The sequence below is a fragment of the Parabacteroides distasonis genome, from assembly GCF_004793765.1.
Lineage (GTDB): Bacteria > Bacteroidota > Bacteroidia > Bacteroidales > Tannerellaceae > Parabacteroides > Parabacteroides distasonis_A.
The window spans coordinates 1-21,315 of sequence record NZ_SRYM01000044.1; the positions used below are offsets into that span (position 1 = coordinate 1).

A 21,315-nucleotide genomic window follows, 5' to 3' on the forward strand; every position below is an offset into this window, starting at 1 on the left:
AACATAAAAAGGGGGAGTACGCCGGAATTCCGGCGTACTCCCCCTTTTTATGTTTTCTACTTTTATTGTTTTCTAAAAAACGTAAAATATCTTGGCGTCTTTTCCCACACTCCTTAACTTAGAGCATCAAATCAATTAAATTTAATAATTACCATGAAGAAAATTGTTTTATTAGTGGCTTTATGCCTATGTGTCGGAAACCTATTCGCACAAGACGCTGACAAGTTAAGAGATGAAGGTGACGCTGCTTTGAAAGCAAAAGATTACGCTACCGTCGTAGCAAAATACGGCGAATACCTAAAACAAAACAATTACCAAGACACCGCCCGTATCTTCAATTGCGGATACGCCGCTAATCAAGCGAAGAACTACGCCGAGGCCGCCAAGTATTTCGACATGGCCGTTAAGATGAACTACAACATAGACGACTCTTACGTAGGCGAAGCCATGGCTTACCGTAACTTAAACAAGACAGAAGAATTCCTGACTACGGTAAAAGAGGGATTAAAAGTGATTCCCGATGGAAACAAGAATAAGACCAATCTGGAAAAGCTGCTTTACGGCTACTGCATCAAGCAAGGACAAGCCGCCCAAAAGAAGGGAGATCTGGCCGGTGCCGAGAAAATGTACAAAGAGGTCCTAGCCGTATCGAACAAAGATTACCAAAGCAACGCTTACTACAGCCTTGGCGCCATGCTGTATGGCAACGGAGCGAAGATATTACAGGCCGCTACCCCGATCGCTACTTCCGAGCCGGATAAATACAACGCCGAGAAAGCGAAAGCCGACAAAGACTTCAAGCAAGCGAAAGAATATTTGACAAAGGCTATCGAACTCGACCCGAAAGACGAGAACTCCAAGAAGATCCTCGCTTCTATCAACGACATCCTGAAATAAGAAAGAGGACTTTATTCATACAAAAAACCTCCCGGATCACATAGAAAAGTGATCCGGGAGGTTTTTTGTATCTAGTTGTAGAGACGTACGCTACTTGAAGAAGAAGCGGAAGATGTCATTTCCATTCGCATAGATCAATAAAGCGAACAGGATAAACATACCTGCCATTTGGGCATACTCTAGGAATTTATCGCTCGGTTTGCGACGGGCCACTACCTCATAGATCAAGAACATCACGTGTCCGCCATCCAAGGCCGGAATCGGCAAGATATTCATGAACGCCAAGATGATAGATAGAAAAGCCGTACGTTCCCAGAAAATCCGCCAATCCCAGACAGACGGGAACAATCCGCCGATCGTACCGAAACCGCCCAAACTGGAGGCACCTTCCTTCGTAAACACATATTTCATGTCATTCACATATCCCTTCAAAGTATTAATACCTAATTTAATACCGGCGGGGAACGACTCGAAGAAACCGTATTCGCGGGTCACGGTCTGATAGAGATCCGTAGGCAACATCACCGCTACGCCAATTTTCCCGGCCGAGTCCGTCCTCATGGTCAAGGACTCCAACTGGCCGTTCCGGTAGAAATCTATCGTCACCTCTTCGCCCTTATTCTCTGACAATAACCCGGAGGCATCATAAAACGTCGGGGTAGCCACACCATTAATAGCCACCACGCTATCCCTCGGCAGCATGCCAGCGAGAGCCGCCGGGGTATTCTTGTCGGGAAGCTCACGAACGACCATCGGGATACGCAAAGGATCGGCGAAGCCTTTTCCGTCACGCATGCAACGTTGCATCATATCCTCCGGTATGGAGATCACGGTCTCCCGCCCGTCACGGAGCACCGTCACGGTCTTCGCCTCCACCACCTTGCGGAAACTGTCGCTACCGAAACGTTCCAACTCCTCATTGTCTGCCCTCAGCAAGATATCGCCGTCCTGAAAACCGACGTTCTGGAACGTCTCGCTATAATTCATACCCATCTTCATGTTCTTCAAGGGCAAGTACGTATCGCCCCACGTAAACAAAACCATGGAGTAGATAAACAAAGCCAGCAAGAAGTTAAACACCACGCCCGCTACCATAATCATCAAACGCTGTCCGGCCGGTTTGGAGCGGAACTCGTAAGGCTTGGGCGGTTGGGCCATCGCCTCCTTGTCCATACTCTCGTCGATCATACCGGAGATCTTACAATATCCTCCCAGCGGAAGCCAGCCTACGCCGTATTCCGTGTCCCTGTTTTTCGGCTTATATTTGAATAGCGAGAACCACGGATCGAAGAAGAGGTAGAACTTCTCTACCCGCACCTTGAAAATCCGGGCGAAGATAAAATGCCCGAACTCATGGACAATCACCAGTATCGATAAGCTCAAGATGAGCTGTAACGCCTTAATCAAAAAAGTTTCCATCTACTATTGTTTGTTCTGTTTTTAAATTATTCAAAATAACTCGGCCGCCAACCGCCTAGCCTCGGTGTCAGTAGCCACATAATCCTCATATGAGGGATTGGCGATGAACGAGGCTTTCCGCATAGTCCGCTCGATCACGTCGCTCATTTGCAAGAAACCGATACGATCTTGCAGGAAGGCGGCCACCACCATCTCATTGGCGGCATTCAAGATACACGGCATATTCCCTCCTTGACGGGCCGCCTCGAAAGCGAAAGCCAAGTTTCGGAAACGTTCCATATCCGGCTCCTCGAACGTCAAGGTCGAATATTGGTTAAAATCCAGACGGGGTGCCATGCTCCTCATACGTGTCGGGAATGAGAAAGCGTAGGCGATCGGCAATTTCATGTCGGGAATTCCTAGCTGCGCGATCACGGCACCATCCTCAAACTGCACCATCGAGTGGATCACCGACTGCGGGTGCACCATCACCTGTACCTGATCCGGCGTGACATCGAACAACCATTTCGCCTCGATCATCTCGAAACCTTTGTTCATCATCGAGGCCGAGTCTATCGTGATCTTCGCCCCCATCGTCCAGTTCGGATGCTTCAAGGCCTGCGCCTTCGTCACAGTAGCCAATTCCTCCAGCGGCTTCCGCCGGAACGGGCCGCCGGAAGCCGTCAGCAAGATCTTCTCGATCGGATTATCGTACGCACCTGTTAAACATTGAAAAATGGCTGAATGTTCCGAGTCCACCGGCAAGATAGGCACCTTATGCTCGGCGGCCAGTTTCATGATCAACTCGCCAGCCACTACCAAAGTTTCCTTATTCGCCAAGGCGATCGCTTTTCCCGCCTTAATCGCCGAGATCGTCGGTCGCAAGCCGGAATAGCCCACCATCGCCGTCAGCACCATATCGATCGGCTCCGACTGCACCATCTGGGCGATAGCGTCGGCACCCGCCCATACCTTGATCGGCAGGTCTTCCAAGGCCTCTTTCAGCTCGGGATATTTCCGCTCGTTGGCGATCACCACCACCTCCGGCATATATTTCCGGGCCTGATTGATCAATAAGTCTACTTGATTATTCGCAGTCAAGGCATACACCTCGAAAAGATCGGAATGCTCGCTCACTACCTCCAAGGCTTGGGTCCCGATGGAACCGGTCGAGCCTAATATCGCTAACTGTCTTTTTTTCATGGAATATCAAAAAGCTATATATTCTTCCGGATTCACCGGATTGCCCTTATACCACAACTCGAAATGCAGGTGCGGCCCGGTAGACAACTCTCCCGTATTCCCGACCAGAGCGATCGCCTCGCCAGCTACCACATGGTCTCCTACCTCTTTCAGCAACAATTCGTTGTGCTTATAAACCGAGATGAATCCGTTCTTATGTTGTACTTGAATTACGTTTCCGTGGTTCGGGTCGAACCCGGTATAGATCACCGTGCCATCCAGCGTAGCCAAGACGCTCTCCTTCGAGACTGCCGCCAGATCCACGCCATAATGGTGCACATCCGTCTCATAATGAGAGGAGACCACGCCATTCACGGGCTTATAGAAAAAGACCCCCTCGGTTGGGGCCTTGCCCGGGTCGGTCAATACTGATAAATTATACTTCTCCTCTTCCTCGTAATCTTTCACGAAACGAATCTCTTCCTTGCTACGAGGAATCTCATAGTTAATATCGTTACTAGCCAAAGAATCTATCTGACGGATCGAGTCCAAGGGCATCGTACCGGAAAGGATTCCGGCCACATTATTCAGATAAAGGGACTGGATCTCGATCATACGCTCCAACGAATCCGCTCGTAAGGCATTCTGCATGATCTCCTTGCGAACCTCCACGTCGAGATAGCCCGGCAAGTAGTTACGAATCGGTGTCTTGACGATGATAAAGGCGGTAAAAGCGATCAAGAAAAAGGCGAACACCGCCAAAGTGACAAACGCCGATAACTGCGAAAGCCGGAAAGACCACACCTCCTCCAACGTCCCCTCATTGATAAAGGAAAGTTTATATTTAAACCGGATCCGGTGCCAAAACGATTTCGTATTCTTCTTTTTCAACCCCTAATCTTCAATTTTCAATTATCAATTATAATTCTATAAGTCCCTCCGGCAAAGACACCGTGAGGCTACGGGCTTCATGGTCGGCCTCGGGGATCAACTCCTCCACGGCGGGGATCAACAGCTCCTCGCCTTTATGATCGACACGCAGAAGGACATTGATTGTCGTCTCATCCACGTCTGTTATCTCTCCTAAATAGCCTTTACATACGTCCGTCACGGTATAACCGATAAAACTGTCCCACGTCATATCCCCCACGAGATCCTCCTCGTCTACGGCGTCCAAAGGATAAAACACCTCCTTGCCCACAAACATGCGGGCATCCTCCTCGGAATTCACGTCCTCCAGTTTCACCAAGACCACCGTATCGGTCTTATAGCGGAAATCCTCCACGAAGAACGGTACCAAGATACCATCCATCTCGCAAACAATGTACAGGTCTTCGGCATCTTCCAGCACATCGCTGTTCGTCACCAACGATAACTCCCCCTTGATGCCATGGGGCTTGGCAAACTGCCCGATCTTGAAAACCTCTTCTTCTCTAATCATCACCTAAAATTTTTAAATCCTCGTGATACGCGCCCCGATCCGGTTCAATCGTTTATCAATACCCTGATACCCCCGGTCGATCTGGTCTATATTATGGATCGTGCTGGTGCCCTCGGCGCTCATGGCGGCGATCAGCAAGGCGATACCCGCACGGATATCCGGGGAAACCATCGTAGAGCCTCGTAGCTTGAATCGGTTACCCAGCCCAATCACCGTAGCCCGGTGCGGGTCGCAAAGGATGATCTGGGCTCCCATATCGATCAGCTTGTCCACAAAGAACAAGCGGCTCTCAAACATTTTCTGGTGGATCAGCACGCTCCCCACGGATTGCGTGGCCACGACAAGGAATACGCTCAACAAGTCCGGCGTAAGCCCCGGCCAAGGAGCGTCGGCAATGGTCATGATAGACCCATCGATAAACGTATCGATCTCGTAGGAATCGTGCCGGGGGATATAAATATCATCGCCTCGCTGCTCCACGGTAATACCCAAGCGGCGGAAAGCGTCCGGGATGATCCCCAGTTTATCATATCCTGTATTCTTGATGGTGATCTCCGATCCGGTCATGGCAGCCATACCGATAAAGCTACCCACCTCGATCATATCGGGGAGGATGGTATGCTCCGTGCCGGAAAGCGACCGTACACCTTCTATCGTCAATAGGTTAGAACCGACACCTGAGATTCTCGCTCCCATGCGGTTCAGCATCGTGGAAAGTTGTTGCAGGTAAGGCTCGCAGGCGGCGTTATAGATCGTCGTCACCCCCTCGGCCAGCACGGCGGCCATCAAGATATTGGCCGTTCCGGTCACGGAAGCCTCGTCGAGCAGCATATAGGCGCCTTTCAACTGACGTGCCTCTATCTCGTATACTTGTCGCCCGGCGTCGTAGCTAAAACAAGCGCCCAACTTCTGAATTCCCACGAAGTGCGTGTCCAGCCGGCGTCGCCCGATCTTGTCGCCCCCCGGTTTTGGGATCAGCGCCCTGCCGAAGCGGGCTACCAACGGGCCTATGATCATCACGGAACCCCGCAGGCTACCGCTCTTGCGTAGGAACTCCTCGGTACGCAAATACTCCATGTCCACGTCGTCCGCCTGAAAGGTATAGGTATCGGCGGACGGATGCTCCACCTTGACCCTCATATCCCTAAGGAGCTGGATTAAGTTATTCACGTCCAAGATATCGGGCACATTGTGTATAGTCACCTTCTCCGGTGTTAGCAATGTCGCGCAGATCACCTCCAACGCCTCATTCTTAGCGCCTTGCGGGACGATCTCGCCGGACAAGCGATAACCACCTTCTATAACGAACGAGCTCATCTGCCTTTACGCGTAAAGTTTCTTTTGTGGGCGCCACTGTTATTACGGGCCAATATATCACGGCTCTCGGTCAGTTTATGTTCCTCCTCGCTCAATACGATCTTGCTGCCGGAGAGTTCGTCCAGATCCTTGAAGATCTTACGGTCGTCCACGCTTTCCTTGTTCCAAGTAAGGAACGATTTCTTCATCTGGTTGGCCAGCAGTCGCACGAGCTGGTCTTTCTCCATGCCGGGTTGCAGCTCCGTGGCCTTGCGGATCATCAGCTCCAAGGTCTTTCCGTAATGGCGGTAGCGTATACGGTTATTGTTGTACGGGATACGAGGCGGACGGCTATACAGGTTCTCCTTCTTGATGATCTCGTACGGATAGTCTATATCGAGCTTAAAATCGGCCATGATCGCCAGATGATCCCAAAGGATATGCTTAAAGTCGTTTACGTCACGCAAGTGCGGGAACATGTTTCCCATGATGTTGATAATCGTGTTGGCGCAACGCTTACGCTCTTCCCTGTCTTGGATAGTCACGCAATAGTCCACCATATTTTGGATATTGCGTCCGTATTCGGGCAAAGTCAATCTTTTTCCTTCTGTATTGTATTTCATTCTTTACATTTTGTTTATCGCGAAGATAGGTATATTAATTGAGAATTGAAAATTGAGATTCGAAAGTTACCTCTCGTTAGGCTTAATTATCAATTCATAATCTACCACGTCCAGCCACCGCCCGAATTTCAGCCCTACTTTCTCAAAGCGGGATACTTTTTTGAATCCCAGTTTCTCATGCAGCGAGTAGCTAGCCTCATTCCCCTCGGTGATGCAGGCGATCAGGGCGTGGTAGCCGCCTGCCCGACATTCCTCGATCAGCCTTTCCATAAGCTGCCGGCCGATCCCCTTGCCCTTATATCTCGGGGATAAATAAATGGTGGTCTCAAGCGTATATTTATAAGCCGCCTTTTCTTTCCACGTATGGGCATAGCAATATCCCACGACCTCATCCTGATCCACGTACACCAGATAAGGATAGCTCGCCGAGATCCCGGCTATACGCCCCTCCATCTCCTCCACCCGCAAAGGTTCCGTCTCAAACGTAGCCACGCTATTCACGACATATTCATTGTATATATCCACGATCGCCTTGGCGTCTTGCGAACTCACATTCCGAATCATATTCATTTCGCTAAAACAATCCGATCCGGGAAAGAATCTCTCTTTGCCCGGACCGGATCTATCATCGAGTCAAATAACTATTTTTTCTAAGCCTTCTACTCAGACAAGGCCTTGATCACCTCTTGATTCGCCTTGCGCACCTCGGCCTCGTTGATCTTGATCACCTTACGGTCGTAGGTCATAAGGCCGTTCACCTCGCCCTCCACGTCCGTGGTTTGCGTGTAGACAGCGGCGGAGAAACCCTTCGGGACCATCGCCTTCAACTCCTTGGCGTACTTCACGTACTCGGCGGTCACCTCATCGCTATTCTTAAACTGTACATAGCCCCAGTTGCGTTTATTCCACCACAAATGGTTCTCCACGGCCAAGCCGATACCACCATACTCGCCCAATACGTTCACACGCACAGGATCGAACAAGAACATCGCCGGGCCCGGGTAATTATGCAAATCCAAGATATCGCCGCACGCACGGAAATTACCGCCACTGGCCGGATTCACCAGACGGGAAGGATCGTATGTTTTTGTCCACTCGGCAGCCTTCTCGGTATCGAACTGGCCCCAAGCCTCGTTAAAGGGAACCCATACTACTACGCTAGGATTCGAGACGCACAGGTCCATGATCTCCTTCCACTCCTTGTAATAATTACGGATAGACTCCTCGGTACGCTCCTTGTCGGTCCCACCGTTATACGTATGAGGCGCCCATTGGTTACCCATGTCGCCACTAGGCATATCCTGCCAAACCAACATACCTTCCTTATCGCAATGATAGTACCAGCGGGCCGGCTCTACCTTCACGTGCTTGCGGATCATGTTGAAGCCCCACGCTTTCGTCTTCACGATATCATACAGCAACGCCTCGTCCGTGGGAGCCGTGTAAAGCCCGTCGGGCCACCAGCCTTGATCCAGCGGGCCGTACTGGAACAGGTTCTTGTTGTTCAAGCGCATACGCATGATACCATTGGCGTCACGCTCGGCGGATATCTTACGGAAGGCGGTGTACGATTTCACCTCGTCTACCTTCTTGCCATTCTTTGACAAGCTCACCTTCATATCATATAAATAAGGATTGGAAGGTTCCCACAACGTAGGATTTTTCACGGCCAAGCGTAATTCTTTCCCTTGTACGCCCTTGGCGGTAGCAACCACCTGCCCCTTATCGAGCAAGCTGACCTCCACGATGTCCGACACCGGGGAGTCGGAGCAAGTCCCGACCGTCACGCTCATCACGCCGTTATCGATATTCGGGATCGCCTTGATAGAGGTGATATGCGAGGAAGCGACCGGCTCCAACCATACGGTCTGCCAGATTCCGGTGACCGGCGTATACCAGATTCCCTCCGGGTTGGCCACTTGCTTTCCACGGGGTTGGTAACCTTTATCGCTCGGGTCCCATACACGCACCACCAGCTTATGCGTACTTTTGCCATTCAGATAGGGAGTGATATTCAAGGAAAACGGGGTAAAGCCTCCCGCGTGGGAGCCGATCAGGATATCATTCACGAACACGTCCGCTTTCCAATCCACGGCGCCGAAGTTCAACAAGATGTCTTTCCCTTTCCATGAGGAGGGCACCGTAAAGGTTCGTTTATACCACAACTCATTCTTCTCCCCCACTTCTTTTTGCACGCCGGACAAAGAGGATTCCACGGCGAACGGCACCAAGATATTCCCATCGAAACTCGTCGGCTCTGCCTGTCCTTTCGGAAGGATAGCGTATTCCCACTCGCCGTTCAAATTCTGCCAATCCGCACGTTCCATCCCGGGGCGTGGATATTCCGGCAATACATTCCGGGGATCTACTTTCTCAGCCCAGTCCGTCTTGATCTTGTCTCCGGCGGGCTTCCACTGCGCCCCGGCGCTACAAATCGTTGCGAACGCACAAAAGGCTAACAATAATTTTCTCATGATATTATTTACATTTTGAATTGATAATACACTTTCAAGTGACAAAGATAATAGAAAATATCCAAAATCCACATCGTCCTCAGATACCAATAGGAGAACCGCACCCAAATCGATCTAACCATAAAATGCACGGAATATCTCTTATGACAGAATCTCACAAGGTAAGGTTATTGTAGATTTCTCAAATATCCCTATTAGCCTCCATGTTGTCTCCGGAAAAACACACACGTGAATTTCAAAAAACACATACGACTTTTTTGTAAAACATGTATGTGTTTTAACGCAAACACTTATGTATTTTCACGACACTGATTATTAACTTATTAAAAAACGATCCAATTATCGGCTTATTATAAGATTCTTCTTATCTGGATATCCCCGGATAAGAAGAAGTAATGGCACGACCTATTAAAAAGGGGCTGAATTATTTCCCGTTCGACACAGATTTACTAAACAACCGTAAAATCCGTCAAATAAAGTGCAAATACGGATCTGACGCTTTTCTATTATATATTGCCCTGCTTTGTGACATCTATGCCAATGGCTATTATATCACGGCCTACGACCTAGTCGAACTGTACCCCTATTTCACGCTGCCGGAAGTATCCCTATGCTTCGAGCTAGACGTGATAGGTGAGTACGGCGAATTCATGGGGGATCAATACGCACACCCTCACCCGCTGGCTAAAAGCCTAGAAGGAAGAGCGTGAGCGTGCCTTCCTCCGCAAGGTATTCCAGCAATACAAGGCCGGTTACCCACTGGAACGCCTCTACCCCGCCCGTGTCTACCAGTCCTTGCAAGAGCGGGGATTGATACACGATACCCCCGAGGAGAAACGCCACGCCATGAGCCTCTTCGCCCATTGGAGACCACCGGGTCACCTGCCCATCAGCGAGGACTATCGGTTGACGATGGTGCGACAGCAAGCCATGGCATGGTTGCTGCGGAGGTATTTCGATGGGCTGATAACCGGGAAGGAAAGATTGTCCTCTTATTAAACTTCATCGTGCAATTTGATTATACAATTTAATAACGTACATTCGCGTACAAATAAATTAAATCTGTAGTCCGATGAGAACGCATTTACGCGAAAGCATGCTGGCGCTTCTTTTGATAGGTATCTTAGCCACGGGTTGCGATACCGGAACGAAGAAGGCTTCCGAAAACAGTATCACGTTTGATTCTATCAGCGTGGAAAAGGCTTACCATTTGTTAGATAATCCGGATAATCCCAATTGCAATCTAGAGATCAAGTTCGTTTATCCCCGGAAATATTCGGATAAAGAGGTTCTTAAGAATCTACAGAGACAGTTCGTCTCCTCTTATTTCGGCGAGAATTATGAGCAATTATCCCCCGAGGAGGCGGTACGGAAATATACCGACGACTATCTGGCCGCTTATAAGGATCTGGAAGAGGATTACAAGGCTGAGGTGGCGAAATCCGACGAGACACCGGTGGGCTCTTGGTTCTCTTACTATGAGATGTCGTCGGATGATATCGCCTTCAACCAAGACGATATCATCAGCTATACGGTAAGCTTCGAGAACTATACGGGCGGAGCGCACGGCGCACATTCCTACAATAACCATGTAGTGAACCTCAAGACCGGTAAGCCGATCACCGAGGAGGAGATATTTGTGGACAACTATCAAGACAATCTGGCGCGAATATTGGTGGATCAGATCGCCAAGCAAAACAACGTATCCGATGCCAAAGAACTGGAGAACATCGGTTTCTTTAGCGTAGACGAGATCTTCCCGAACGGGAACTTCCTCGTAGACGAGACGGGTATCACCTATTCTTTCAACGAATATGAGATAGCGGCATACGTGGTAGGCGTCACGAACGTCCATCTCCCTTACAAGGAGATCCGTTATTTGCTGCGAGATGACAGCCCGATAAGTCAGTTAATTGAAAATTGAGAATTGAAAATTAATGATAGATAAACATATAAACAGATGTCCTATGGAACAAAATACAGAGAAATTCTCAATTCTCAATTCTCAATTCTCAATTCTCACATCTTATTTCCCCGATCTCACCGACCGGCAAAAAGAGCAGTACGCCGCCCTATATGACCTATATACGGATTGGAACGCCAAGATCAACGTGATCTCACGGAAGGATATCGAGAACCTATATCCGCATCACGTGCTTCACTCGCTGGGTATCACCGATATGCTGCGTTTCAAGCCGGGTTCCTCTGTGATGGATCTGGGTACGGGAGGCGGTTTTCCCGGCATCCCCTTGGCGATCTTATTCCCGGAGACCCATTTCCATCTGGTAGACAGTATCGGGAAAAAAATCAAGGTGGGACAAGCCGTGGCCGAGGCGATCGGGCTGGAGAACGTATCCTTCCGCCATTGCCGGGGCGAGGAGGAAAAGCAGCTTTTCGATTTCGTGGTAAGCCGTGCCGTGATGCCTCTGGCAGATCTGGTAAAGATCGTCCGCAAGAATATAAAGAAAGAACAGATCAACGCGTTGCCCAACGGATTGATTTGCCTGAAAGGTGGCGAGTTGGCACATGAGATATTGCCCTTCCGGAACCAAGCGATCAGCATGGATCTGAAAGACCATTTTAAAGAAGCGTTTTTTGAAACTAAAAAAGTAGTGTACGTACCCTTATGATTACGATAAAATCTTTCGAAGTAAACTATTTCTCCGAGAATACGTATTTGCTATACGATGATACCAAGGAGGCGGTCCTTATCGATTGCGGCTGCCTGCGCAAAGAGGAACAAAAAGAAGTAAGCGACTTTATCGCCCAGAACGGGCTGACGCTGAAACGTTACCTTTGCACGCACCTCCATCTGGATCACATATTCGGTAACGAATTCATCCATGATACCTACGGATTGAGCCCGGAAGCCCATAAAGCGGACGTGGAGGGCCTTCCCTCTCCCGAGGAGCAAGCCAAGGCATTCGGCCTGCCGATGAAGGCGAAAAGCGTCCCGGTAGGGAAATATCTGGTAAACGGGGAAATCATAAAGTTCGGGAAATCCGAGCTGGCGGTATTGAGCGTTCCCGGCCATTCGCCCGGAGGCTTGGCTTTCTATAACAAGAAGAACGGTTTCGTGATCGTAGGAGACTCCTTGTTCGCCGGAAGCATCGGCCGTACCGACTTATGGGGAGGCAACCAAGATGTACTGCTTGCCGCTATCAAGGACAAATTACTGTCGTTGCCGGACGAGACCGTGGTCTACCCCGGCCATGGCCCCGAGACACGAATCATTGATGAGAAATTAAATAATCCTTATTTATAAAATACTAGAATTATGGACACAAATAAATTTGTAAACCGCCACGTGGGCATCTCTGCGGAAGATATTCCGGCTATGTTAGAGACGATTGGCGTGAAGTCTTTGGACGAGTTGATCGATCAGACCATTCCGGCCAACATCCGTTTGAAAGAGCCGTTGAACCTCCCGGAGGCCATGACGGAACGTGAGTTCGCCGAGCATATCGCCGAGCTGGCTTCCAAGAACGAGGTATTCACTTCTTATATCGGTATGGGTTGGTACGACACGGTTTGCCCGGCCCCGATCCAACGTAACGTATTCGAGAACCCGGTTTGGTACACCTCCTATACGCCGTATCAGGCGGAAGTATCCCAAGGACGCTTGGAGGCGTTGCTGAACTTCCAGACCGTTATCTGCGAACTGACCGGATTGCCCTTGGCGAACTGCTCGCTACTCGACGAGGCGACAGCGGCAGCTGAGGCGGTTACCATGTTTCATGGTTCACGCAGCCGTGCGCAGGTGAAAGCGGAAGCCAATACGGTATTCGTTGACGAGAACGTGTTCGCCTCTACGCTAGCCGTCATCCACACCCGCATGATCCCGCAGGGCATCCGGGTGGTAGTCGGCGATTATAAGAGATTCGAGTTCACGCCGGATGTATTCGCCGCCATCGTACAGTTCCCGAATGCGGATGGTTCGATTGAGGACTATAAGGAATTCGTAGCCCGTGCGGGTGCCGCCGGAGCCAAGGTAGGCGTAGCCGCCGACTTGATGAGCTTGGTATTGCTGACTCCTCCTGGAGAATGGGGAGCGGATGTCGTATTCGGTAGCAGCCAACGCTTCGGTATCCCGATGTTTTACGGGGGCCCTTCCGCCGCTTTCTTCGCTACGAAGGACGATTATAAACGTACGATCCCGGGACGTATCATCGGTATCTCCAAGGACGCTTACGGCCATCCGGCTTATCGCTTGGCCTTGCAGACCCGCGAGCAACATATCAAACGTGAGAAGGCTACGTCCAATATCTGTACGGCTCAGGCGTTGTTGGCTACCATGGCCGGATTCTACGCCGTATATCATGGAGCGGAGGGGTTGCGTAACATCGCCGGACGGATTCATTCCACGGCCGGATTCCTGGCCAAGGAGTTGGAGAAACTGGGATATACGCAATTAAACAAGGATTATTTCGATACCTTGAAAATACAGCTTCCCTCACACGTGTCTGTGAACGCGCTGCGTGAGATCGCCTTGGAGTGCAAGGTAAACTTGCGTTATTTCGAGGACGGACAAGTGGGCGTCAGCATAGACGAGACGACATTACCTACGGACATAGGCGTATTATTATACATCTTCGCCGGCGCCGCCGGTAAAGACCATATGCTGGACGAGTCTATCCCGACCCAGACTTATTTCGACACTAAATTCGCCCGTACCTCCGATTTCTTGCAGCAAGACGTATTCAAGAAATATCATACGGAGACCGAGTTAATGCGTTACATCACCCGTTTGGGACGAAAGGATGTTTCCTTGGCCCAATCTATGATCTCGCTGGGATCTTGTACGATGAAGCTGAACCCAGCTTCATCCATGCTGCCGCTTAGCCGTCCGGAATTCATGAATATCCACCCGTACGCTCCGGAAGAGCAAGTGGAAGGCTATACGGAGCTGATCGAGAACTTGTCTTCCTATTTATGCACGATCACGGGTTTCAAGGGCTGTACGTTGCAACCGAACTCCGGTGCCGCCGGCGAGTACACGGGTCTTCGTGTGATCCGTGCTTATCTGGAAAGTATCGGCCAAGGCCATCGCGATATCGTTTTGCTTCCGGCTTCCGCCCACGGAACCAACCCGGCCAGCGCTATCCAATGCGGGTATAAGACCGTAACCGTTAAATGCGACGAGAATGGTAATATCGATCTGGAAGATTTCCGTGCGAAAGCCGAGGAGAACAAGGAGCGTCTGGCTGCCAGCATGATTACCTATCCGTCCACGCATGGTATCTTCGAGGTGGACATCAAGGAGATGTGCGAGATCGTTCACGCTTGCGGTGGACAGCTTTATATGGATGGTGCCAACATGAACGCACAGGTTGGATTGACGAATCCGGGTACGATCGGCGCCGATGTATGTCACTTGAACCTGCATAAGACCTTCGCCTCTCCTCACGGTGGTGGTGGTCCCGGCGTAGGCCCGATCTGCGTGGCCGAGCATCTGGTTCCGTTCTTGCCGCAGCATCCGGTACTTTGGGGCAGCGAGTTGAATACGGTATCCGCCGCTCCTTATGGTAGCGCCGGTATCCTGCCGATCACGTACGCTTACATCCGCTTGCTGGGTACGGAAGGTCTTGAGACTGTGACAAAGACGGCCATATTGAACGCCAATTACTTGGCCGCTAAGTTCAAGGATACGTACGGTATCGTTTATACCGGAGCGACAGGCCGTGTAGGTCATGAGTTGATCTTGGAATGCCGCACGGTAAAAGAGCGTTCGGGCATCGACGAGGGCGATATCGCCAAGCGTTTGATGGACTTCGGCTACCACGCTCCTACCCTATCTTTCCCGGTACACGGCACCTTGATGGTAGAGCCGACCGAGAGCGAGAGCAAAGCCGAGCTGGATCGCTTCGTAGAGGTAATGGAATGTATCTGGAGCGAGATCAAGGAAGTGGAGGAAGGCAAGGCATCCAAGGAGGATAATGTCTTAAAGAACGCTCCGCATCCGGAATACGAGGTGACCGCCGACGAGTGGAAACACGCATACCCCCGCACGAAGGCCGCCTTCCCGCTAGAATGGTTGCACGACAGCAAGTTTTGGATTAACGTAGCCCGTGTAGATAACGCTTATGGCGATCGTAACTTAATACCGACTTTATGCGCTTGCGAGATATGAAGAAGCTCTTTATCGCTTTGGCGGCTGTCGCTCTGACAGCTTGCGTCAAGGCTCCCGAGAAAACGGTCAAGGTCTACGCATGGCAAGGCGAAGGTGGGAATACCACCGAGCAAACCTTACAGGCGGACTTTAGTAAATGGCATGCCCACGGTGTAGACGGAATGTGCTACAACGCCGGCCACGACACGGAGAAAATCCAGCGTGCCGCCAAAGCGGCCCATGCCAATGGCATGGAATATCACGCATGGATTCCCGCCATGTTGCAACATGGACTGGACTCCACCCTTTATGCCGTAAACCGGAAAGGCGAGTCGGCTTATTCCGTACAGGCGTATGTCCCTTATTACAAATGCCTGTGCCCGAACCAAGAAGGTACGGCTGAGTTCTTGCTGAATCTATATGGCAAGGTAGCTGATATCCCGGAGGTGGATTATATCCATCTGGATTATATCCGTTACGTGGATGTCATCCTGGCCCGCGGACTTTGGGAAAAATACGGCTTGGTGATGGACGAGGAATATCCTACGGCGGACTATTGTTATTGCGACAAATGCGTGGCTGATTTCAAGGCCGCTACCGGTATCGACATCAAATCCGTAGAGGATCCTTCCAAATGCGCGGAATGGGCGCGGTTCCGTTGCGACCTGATCACGAAATTGGTAAACCGCATCGCCGACGAGGTTCACGGCAAAGGCAAGAAAGTGAGCGCCGCCGTATTCCCGGGGCCGGACTCCCATGCCAAATGGATGGTTCGCCAAGAATGGAACAAATGGAATATCGACGCTTTCTTCCCGATGAATTATAACGATTTCTATCTGGAGGACGCTTCTTGGCTGGCTCCGATCGTAAAAGAGGAAGTAGCCTCCGTGCAAGGCAAGAAGCCGGTTTATAGCGGTCTGTTCATCTGCGAGGATTGGCAGAACAAGGCGAATATCAAGGACCCGGAAGGCCACGGATTGATCCCGTCCGAGATCGAGGAAGCCGTAAGAGGCTCCATGGAAAACGGAGCGGCTGGCGTGGCGTTGTTTACGCCGGGCAACATGACGGATGAGCATTGGAAAGCTTTCGATAAGGCGATCCACCAACCGTATACCGTAAAGCCCTAATTCGTAATTACTATACGATAAAACAAAGACGAGGAGGCGCAGCTCTTCATTTTCTCACCTGCGCCTCCTCTTTTACTTATCCATCTAATCTATCTTACTAAATAAAAATATCATGACAACTAAGAAACAAGAGAAAATCAAGTTCAGTAAAGCGTTCTGGGTAGCGAACACCGTCGAGTTGTTCGAGCGAGCCGCTTATTACGGCGTATTTATCGTCATCACCCTTTATCTTAGCCGCATCTTAGGCTTTAACGATATTCAGGCCGCCAGTATCGCCGGTATCTTTTCCGCCTGTTTGTATTTGCTGCCCACGTTTGCCGGAGCGTTGGCCGACAAGATCGGTTTCCGCAACTCCATGCTATTGGCTTTTACTTTGCTAACCTGCGGTTATCTGGGATTGGCGATTTACCCTACTTGGCTCCAATCCGCCGGATTGGTTGAATATAGTACTACGACTACCTTTACGGGATTGCTGGAGAGCAATCTTCAGTACGGCATTATCCCAATCATGGCCTTGATCGTATGCGGCGGAGCTTTTATCAAGAGCGTTATCTCCGGTACGGTCGCTAAAGAGACTACGCCGGAAACCCGGGCGAAGGGTTTCTCTATCTTCTACGCGATGGTAAATATCGGGGCTTTCTCCGGAAAGACCATCGTGAAGCCGCTTCGCGAGGCGTTGGGTAACGAGGGGTTGATCACCCTGAATTATTTCTCGGCCAGCATGACGTTCCTTGCCTTGCTTGCCATCTGGTTCTTCTACAAAAGCGCCCAGCACTCGGGCGAGGGCAAGACGTTCGGGCAAATTTGGAACGCCTTGATCAAGGTTTGCAGTAATGGCCGGTTAATTACCTTAATCATCATTATCACCGGATTCTGGATGGTGCAACACCAATTATATGCCACCATGCCTAAATACGTGCTTCGTTTGGCCGGTGAAGGGGCCTCTCCTTCTTGGTATGCCAACGTAAACCCTTTGGTTGTCGTGCTGACGGTCAATCTGGTAACACAGATGATGCGTAAAAGGACAGCGCTTACCTCCATGACGGTGGGTATGTTTATCATGCCGGTGTCCGCTCTTTGCATGGCATCCGGTAATATGCTGGATGGGAACACAAATATACTAGGTATGCACCCTGTCGCCTTCATGATGGTGGTAGGCATCGTGTTCCAAGGCTTGGCAGAGACCTTCATATCGCCTCGTTTCCTTGAGTATTTCTCCTTGCAAGCACCTAAGGGAGAAGAAGGTCTTTATCTTGGATTCAGCCATTTGCATTCCTTCTTATCCTCTATTTTTGGGTTTGGATTATCCGGATTCCTGTTGAGCAAATACTGCCCGGAGCCTACCCTCTTCGCCTCTCACGAGGAATGGCTGGCGGCTAGCGCAAACGCCCATTACATCTGGTATTATTTCGGCGCGATCGCACTGGTATCCGCTTTTGCCCTCATCATCTACGGGAAGGTAGTCAAGCGCCTAGACAACAGACGGGCACAAGATTGATTTCTCTACAAAGTGTAATGATGTGTCAAATATCAATATCCGTTTCCTATAGATATTGATACTTGACACATCGCTATATATGATATAGCCTACCTACGTCTTTAGTTTTTTCTTTTTTTCATATTTTAGCTTTTCATTGGTAAGCTATCAATGTCCTAAAAACACGATATAAAGTCAGAATGTTTTTAAGTAATCAATAAAGATAAAATCTATGAACCAATTCAAGCAAAAGAGAAAAAACAATGCTCTTCTATTCATCGAGTATGTCAAGATACGTGCCCATAGCAAAAGGAAGACAGGGAAATATAGTACCGCGGAACTATATGAGGTAGCAGGCCGGCATTTCGATCATTTCCTAGGCCGACGTATCTGCCGTCTGAAAGATATAACCGCTACCCTTATCGCGGATTTCCATTGTTTTTTACAGAAACAACAGTTAAATCCATAGATTGCCGTCAAAGAATGTTTGCAGGTTGTCTTCCGTGAGGTTCTTGACATCGGAATACGCCAACCCTGTGAACGTGGAAAAGATGAACAGGTCTCGGACAAGCTCGTGTGTCTTGTCGGGCATATCGGTGTTCATCATAGTGTGTATCTCCTCCTTTGTGATATATCCCCTGTCCACGCTTTCGGGCGAATTGATATATCCTGCAAATGGATTGAACGGCAAACGACCGTCATTCCTTGCTATGAAGATAATGTGTTTCAGCACAATCATGTAGCCCCAGATGGTATTGGTACGGCATTTCTTCTCCGTGCGCAAAAAATACTCGAAGTCGTTGATGAATGTGAGGTTCAATTCTTTCAGCGGAATATCCTCACGCTTGTAGGTATGGGACAGGAACTCACGGATGTGCTTACAAACGGTCACATAACGCTGGAACGTTCCCTTTGCTCTGCTGTGTCCCACTTTCTTGGAAAACTCGGTGTTGTGTTGCTCGAAGAGTTTTAGCAGGGTTTCCTGCTTGACACCGATACCGAGATAGGCATCCTTGAGTTTGGCGGCAGTAACATATCCGTCCGTCTGCATCAGTTCCTGATAGCGACGGTTTACTTCTACTCGGATTTTATCAACGGCAATGTTGATTCGCTGCGCTTCGACACTTTTGCCCAAAGCACGGTTGTTCTTCACATCCCACAGCCGCAAGGGAACATCCATCTTGCAACTGAATTGTTTAATCTCTCCGTCCACCGTAAGGCGGCACATTAAAGGCAGGTTGCCGTTGGGTTTCTCACTGCCTTTCTTTACATAGAACAAGACCTTAAAAGTACTTCTCATAACTCACTCATTTTTTGGTTACAAAATTAGTTTATAGTGAGTTACCGACAGATACGACAAATGACGCCAAACGATGCAAAATTTAGGTTTCACAAAAAAATTGCATCATTACACGGGTAATGATGTGGTAACTGAACTTTTGCGTCATTTGTCTATATTATGGTTTTCTTTGGCTTTTTGCCGAGAGAAAAATATAGCGTAACGAACGCTGTTCCAGTACATTCGCTACGCTTTTCTCAAATTTACTATTTCGCTATGTGTTTATTTTAAGCCGCAAGCCAAACTGATGAACCAGCATTTTTTGGATTACGACAAGGCATGGGTGGAGTTCGAGATCGCCAATAACGAGAAACGCTGGATGGCCTCCCCGTTGCAAGATGTGTACGCAGGTGATATGTACGCACCCTCCGCTAACGGCAAGCAGGAGACGGAAGCGTTCAGCTCGATCAACTATACGACTGGCTACAGCCGTTGGTCGCCAGCCTTCTATCAAAAGACATGGAACAGAGCCATCGAGTACTTCCCGAGCAATCCTACGGATGGTAACACAGGAGTGGAATCGGTAACGGCCGTTCAATCCAACTGGAGCATCGAGTACAACGACGTAAGAGTTCCTTATACTCCGGGCAAGGGCTTCTATCTAAGTGTTGAGGATGTACCGACTTCGAATGGAGGGACAGGAATGGCCTTGGTTCGTCTTCCTAAAGCTGATACCGAATACACTTATGAGATGAAAACCCCTACTTTACGTAGTGGGGAGAATCTGCACAAAGCTAATGCCGGTAAGTTAGTAGCCTTATCCAATGGCTCCTATACATTGAATTTGAAAACGGCAGTAGATGGTGATGATAAGCATTTCTTGGTAGGTAACCCGTTCATGACTTATTTGGATATGGGTAAGTTCTTTAAAGCTAATGAAGGCGTATTGGCTTCCAAATACTGGACTTTGGCAAATGGTGCGCCGAATGCCGTGGTTGGTGCACAGGGTGCCGTGGTTAGTGGTACGGTAAGCCCATGCAGGCTTTCTTTGTAGAGCTGAAAGAGGGAGCAACCTTAGACGAAAACACCTCCATCACCTTCAATACGGACATGATGTTGGCCGAAAAGGTTGAACCAACAGAGGTAGTCACCAAATCCACCTCCGCCAGCCATCCCGTCATCACCCTGACCGCCCAACGTGGCAACGAGAAGAGCGCCGCCCGCCTGTTGACCTCCGACAAGGCCGATAATGGCTATAAAGCCGATGAGGATGCGGTTGTACTCCTCGACTCCGAGCTGGACGCGCCGATGGTCTACACCGTATCCGGTAGTCTGGCCACACAAGTGAACGCCGTGAAGCGTATCCAAAACATCGGCCTCGGTGTCTTCCATAAAGGCAATGACGAGGTAACCGTGACGATTGAGGGCCTCAACCGCATGACCGAGACGCTTTACCTCTACGACACGCAAACCCGCAAGAGCGTGAAACTGGACAGCGACAGCTACAGCCTGCAAATCTCCGGCGACAGCCACGGACGCTACTTCCTGCGAGACAGCGACCTTGGTTACGAATTAGAGAACACGATCTCCATCTACTCAGTGCGGCAGGGACAGGTCATCGTATCTGCCCTCCGGCCGGTAAAAGAGATCAAGGTGTTCAGCTTGAGTGGATCGCAAGTGCGCCGGTTCTCCGTGAACACGACACAATATAGCTTCAACCTCCCCGCTGGTATCTACATGATCTATGCCTCCGACGGTGAGCAAGAGTATGCGGAGAAGGTCATCGTGCGATAGGCCTTTTTAAGAATAACTGAACGAAAGCTCCGGTATATCCCAGCGATAATATCGGAGCTTTCAGATGAAAAACCTCCGTCCACAAACGCCAGTATAGGCATCGCCCCGAAGCAGTAGTGGCATAAGCTCACGCCGATAGTGCTTACGCCTCACGCCTATACCGGCATCTCCCGATGCCAATACCGATATTTTGTCCTCAGCCTCACCCCGCCGGGGAT

Annotated in this window: 20 protein-coding genes and 1 pseudogene; 12 read left to right on the forward strand and 9 right to left on the reverse strand. The window is 49.8% G+C overall.

Features of this window, described 5'->3' with window-relative positions; all coding sequences use genetic code 11:
- Positions 1-153: 153 nt before the first annotated feature.
- Positions 154-897: a tetratricopeptide repeat protein gene (locus E5342_RS13710; protein WP_121735053.1), complete on the forward strand. Its 744-nt coding sequence runs from the start codon at positions 154-156 to the stop codon at positions 895-897.
- A gap of 90 nt (positions 898-987) precedes the next feature.
- Here the strand turns inward: E5342_RS13710 and rseP are convergent, their stop codons facing one another.
- The 8 genes from rseP to E5342_RS13750 all read right to left on the reverse strand — a co-directional run bounded on the left by rseP (position 988) and on the right by E5342_RS13750 (position 9,311).
- On the reverse strand, positions 988-2,316 hold the full coding sequence (rseP, locus tag E5342_RS13715) for an RIP metalloprotease RseP (protein ID WP_135959579.1): 1,329 nt from the start codon (positions 2,314-2,316) through the stop codon (positions 988-990).
- Positions 2,317-2,346: 30 nt separating this feature from the next.
- The gene (locus E5342_RS13720; RefSeq protein WP_121735055.1) at positions 2,347-3,498 is read right to left on the reverse strand and encodes a 1-deoxy-D-xylulose-5-phosphate reductoisomerase; all 1,152 of its coding nucleotides are present in this window, start codon (positions 3,496-3,498) and stop codon (positions 2,347-2,349) included.
- Positions 3,499-3,504: 6 nt separating this feature from the next.
- Positions 3,505-4,368, reverse strand: coding sequence for a M23 family metallopeptidase (locus E5342_RS13725; RefSeq protein WP_121735056.1), 864 nt, complete (start codon positions 4,366-4,368; stop codon positions 3,505-3,507).
- Between the two features lie 28 nt (positions 4,369-4,396).
- Positions 4,397-4,918, reverse strand: coding sequence for a ribosome maturation factor RimM (gene rimM / locus E5342_RS13730; RefSeq protein WP_135959580.1), 522 nt, complete (start codon positions 4,916-4,918; stop codon positions 4,397-4,399).
- A gap of 12 nt (positions 4,919-4,930) precedes the next feature.
- Entirely contained in the window at positions 4,931-6,235 is a 1,305-nt protein-coding gene (gene murA, locus E5342_RS13735; protein WP_135959581.1) for a UDP-N-acetylglucosamine 1-carboxyvinyltransferase, read from the reverse strand.
- Positions 6,232-6,837: a DUF4290 domain-containing protein gene (locus E5342_RS13740; protein WP_121735059.1), complete on the reverse strand. Its 606-nt coding sequence runs from the start codon at positions 6,835-6,837 to the stop codon at positions 6,232-6,234. Before E5342_RS13740 ends, murA begins: the two co-directional genes overlap by 4 nt.
- Before the next feature lie 66 nt (positions 6,838-6,903).
- Positions 6,904-7,401 carry a GNAT family N-acetyltransferase gene (locus E5342_RS13745; RefSeq protein WP_135959582.1) on the reverse strand — a complete coding sequence of 166 codons (498 nt, stop codon included), beginning with the start codon at positions 7,399-7,401 and terminating at the stop codon, positions 6,904-6,906.
- Positions 7,402-7,496: 95 nt separating this feature from the next.
- Positions 7,497-9,311, reverse strand: coding sequence for a glycoside hydrolase family 2 protein (locus E5342_RS13750; RefSeq protein WP_121735060.1), 1,815 nt, complete (start codon positions 9,309-9,311; stop codon positions 7,497-7,499).
- Between the two features lie 395 nt (positions 9,312-9,706).
- Here E5342_RS13750 and E5342_RS13755 point away from each other — a divergent pair, with 395 nt between their 5' ends.
- The 9 genes from E5342_RS13755 (at position 9,707) to E5342_RS13795 (ending at position 18,493) form a co-directional block, all read left to right on the forward strand.
- A complete protein-coding gene (locus E5342_RS13755; RefSeq protein ID WP_135959583.1) occupies positions 9,707-10,021 on the forward strand; it encodes a Lin1244/Lin1753 domain-containing protein in 315 nt (104 codons plus the stop codon).
- Positions 10,022-10,121: 100 nt separating this feature from the next.
- On the forward strand, positions 10,122-10,310 hold the full coding sequence (locus E5342_RS19810) for a hypothetical protein (RefSeq protein WP_246867116.1): 189 nt from the start codon (positions 10,122-10,124) through the stop codon (positions 10,308-10,310).
- 73 nt (positions 10,311-10,383) lie between these two features.
- Positions 10,384-11,235 carry a DUF3298 and DUF4163 domain-containing protein gene (locus tag E5342_RS13765; protein WP_121735061.1) on the forward strand — a complete coding sequence of 284 codons (852 nt, stop codon included), beginning with the start codon at positions 10,384-10,386 and terminating at the stop codon, positions 11,233-11,235.
- A 13-nt stretch (positions 11,236-11,248) separates the two neighbouring features.
- Entirely contained in the window at positions 11,249-11,941 is a 693-nt protein-coding gene (rsmG, locus tag E5342_RS13770) for a 16S rRNA (guanine(527)-N(7))-methyltransferase RsmG (protein WP_210434971.1), read from the forward strand.
- Positions 11,938-12,576 carry an MBL fold metallo-hydrolase gene (locus tag E5342_RS13775; protein WP_087346078.1) on the forward strand — a complete coding sequence of 213 codons (639 nt, stop codon included), beginning with the start codon at positions 11,938-11,940 and terminating at the stop codon, positions 12,574-12,576. The genes rsmG and E5342_RS13775 overlap by 4 nt, the downstream gene beginning before the upstream one ends.
- A 12-nt stretch (positions 12,577-12,588) precedes the next feature.
- Positions 12,589-15,441, forward strand: coding sequence for an aminomethyl-transferring glycine dehydrogenase (gcvP, locus tag E5342_RS13780; protein ID WP_121735063.1), 2,853 nt, complete (start codon positions 12,589-12,591; stop codon positions 15,439-15,441).
- Complete coding sequence (locus E5342_RS13785; protein ID WP_135959585.1) at positions 15,438-16,547, forward strand: hypothetical protein; 1,110 nt, start codon at positions 15,438-15,440, stop codon at positions 16,545-16,547. The genes gcvP and E5342_RS13785 overlap by 4 nt, the downstream gene beginning before the upstream one ends.
- A gap of 112 nt (positions 16,548-16,659) precedes the next feature.
- Entirely contained in the window at positions 16,660-18,045 is a 1,386-nt protein-coding gene (locus tag E5342_RS13790; protein ID WP_121735064.1) for an MFS transporter, read from the forward strand.
- 211 nt (positions 18,046-18,256) lie between these two features.
- Positions 18,257-18,493 (forward strand): phage integrase SAM-like domain-containing protein, encoded by a 237-nt coding sequence (locus E5342_RS13795; RefSeq protein ID WP_121735065.1) that lies wholly within the window; start codon positions 18,257-18,259, stop codon positions 18,491-18,493.
- Here E5342_RS13795 and E5342_RS13800 read toward each other — a convergent pair.
- Positions 18,485-19,324: pseudogene (locus tag E5342_RS13800) on the reverse strand (site-specific integrase); the annotation flags it as partial. The gene E5342_RS13795 and the pseudogene E5342_RS13800 sit on opposite strands and share 9 nt — an antisense overlap.
- Positions 19,325-19,610: 286 nt before the next feature.
- Between E5342_RS13800 and E5342_RS13805 the strand changes: the two are divergent.
- Positions 19,611-20,357, forward strand: a complete 747-nt coding sequence (locus E5342_RS13805) for a hypothetical protein (RefSeq protein ID WP_135959586.1) — start codon at positions 19,611-19,613, stop codon at positions 20,355-20,357.
- Between the two features lie 254 nt (positions 20,358-20,611).
- Positions 20,612-21,097: a T9SS type A sorting domain-containing protein gene (locus E5342_RS19400; RefSeq protein ID WP_168354496.1), complete on the forward strand. Its 486-nt coding sequence runs from the start codon at positions 20,612-20,614 to the stop codon at positions 21,095-21,097.
- Positions 21,098-21,315 lie beyond the last annotated feature (218 nt).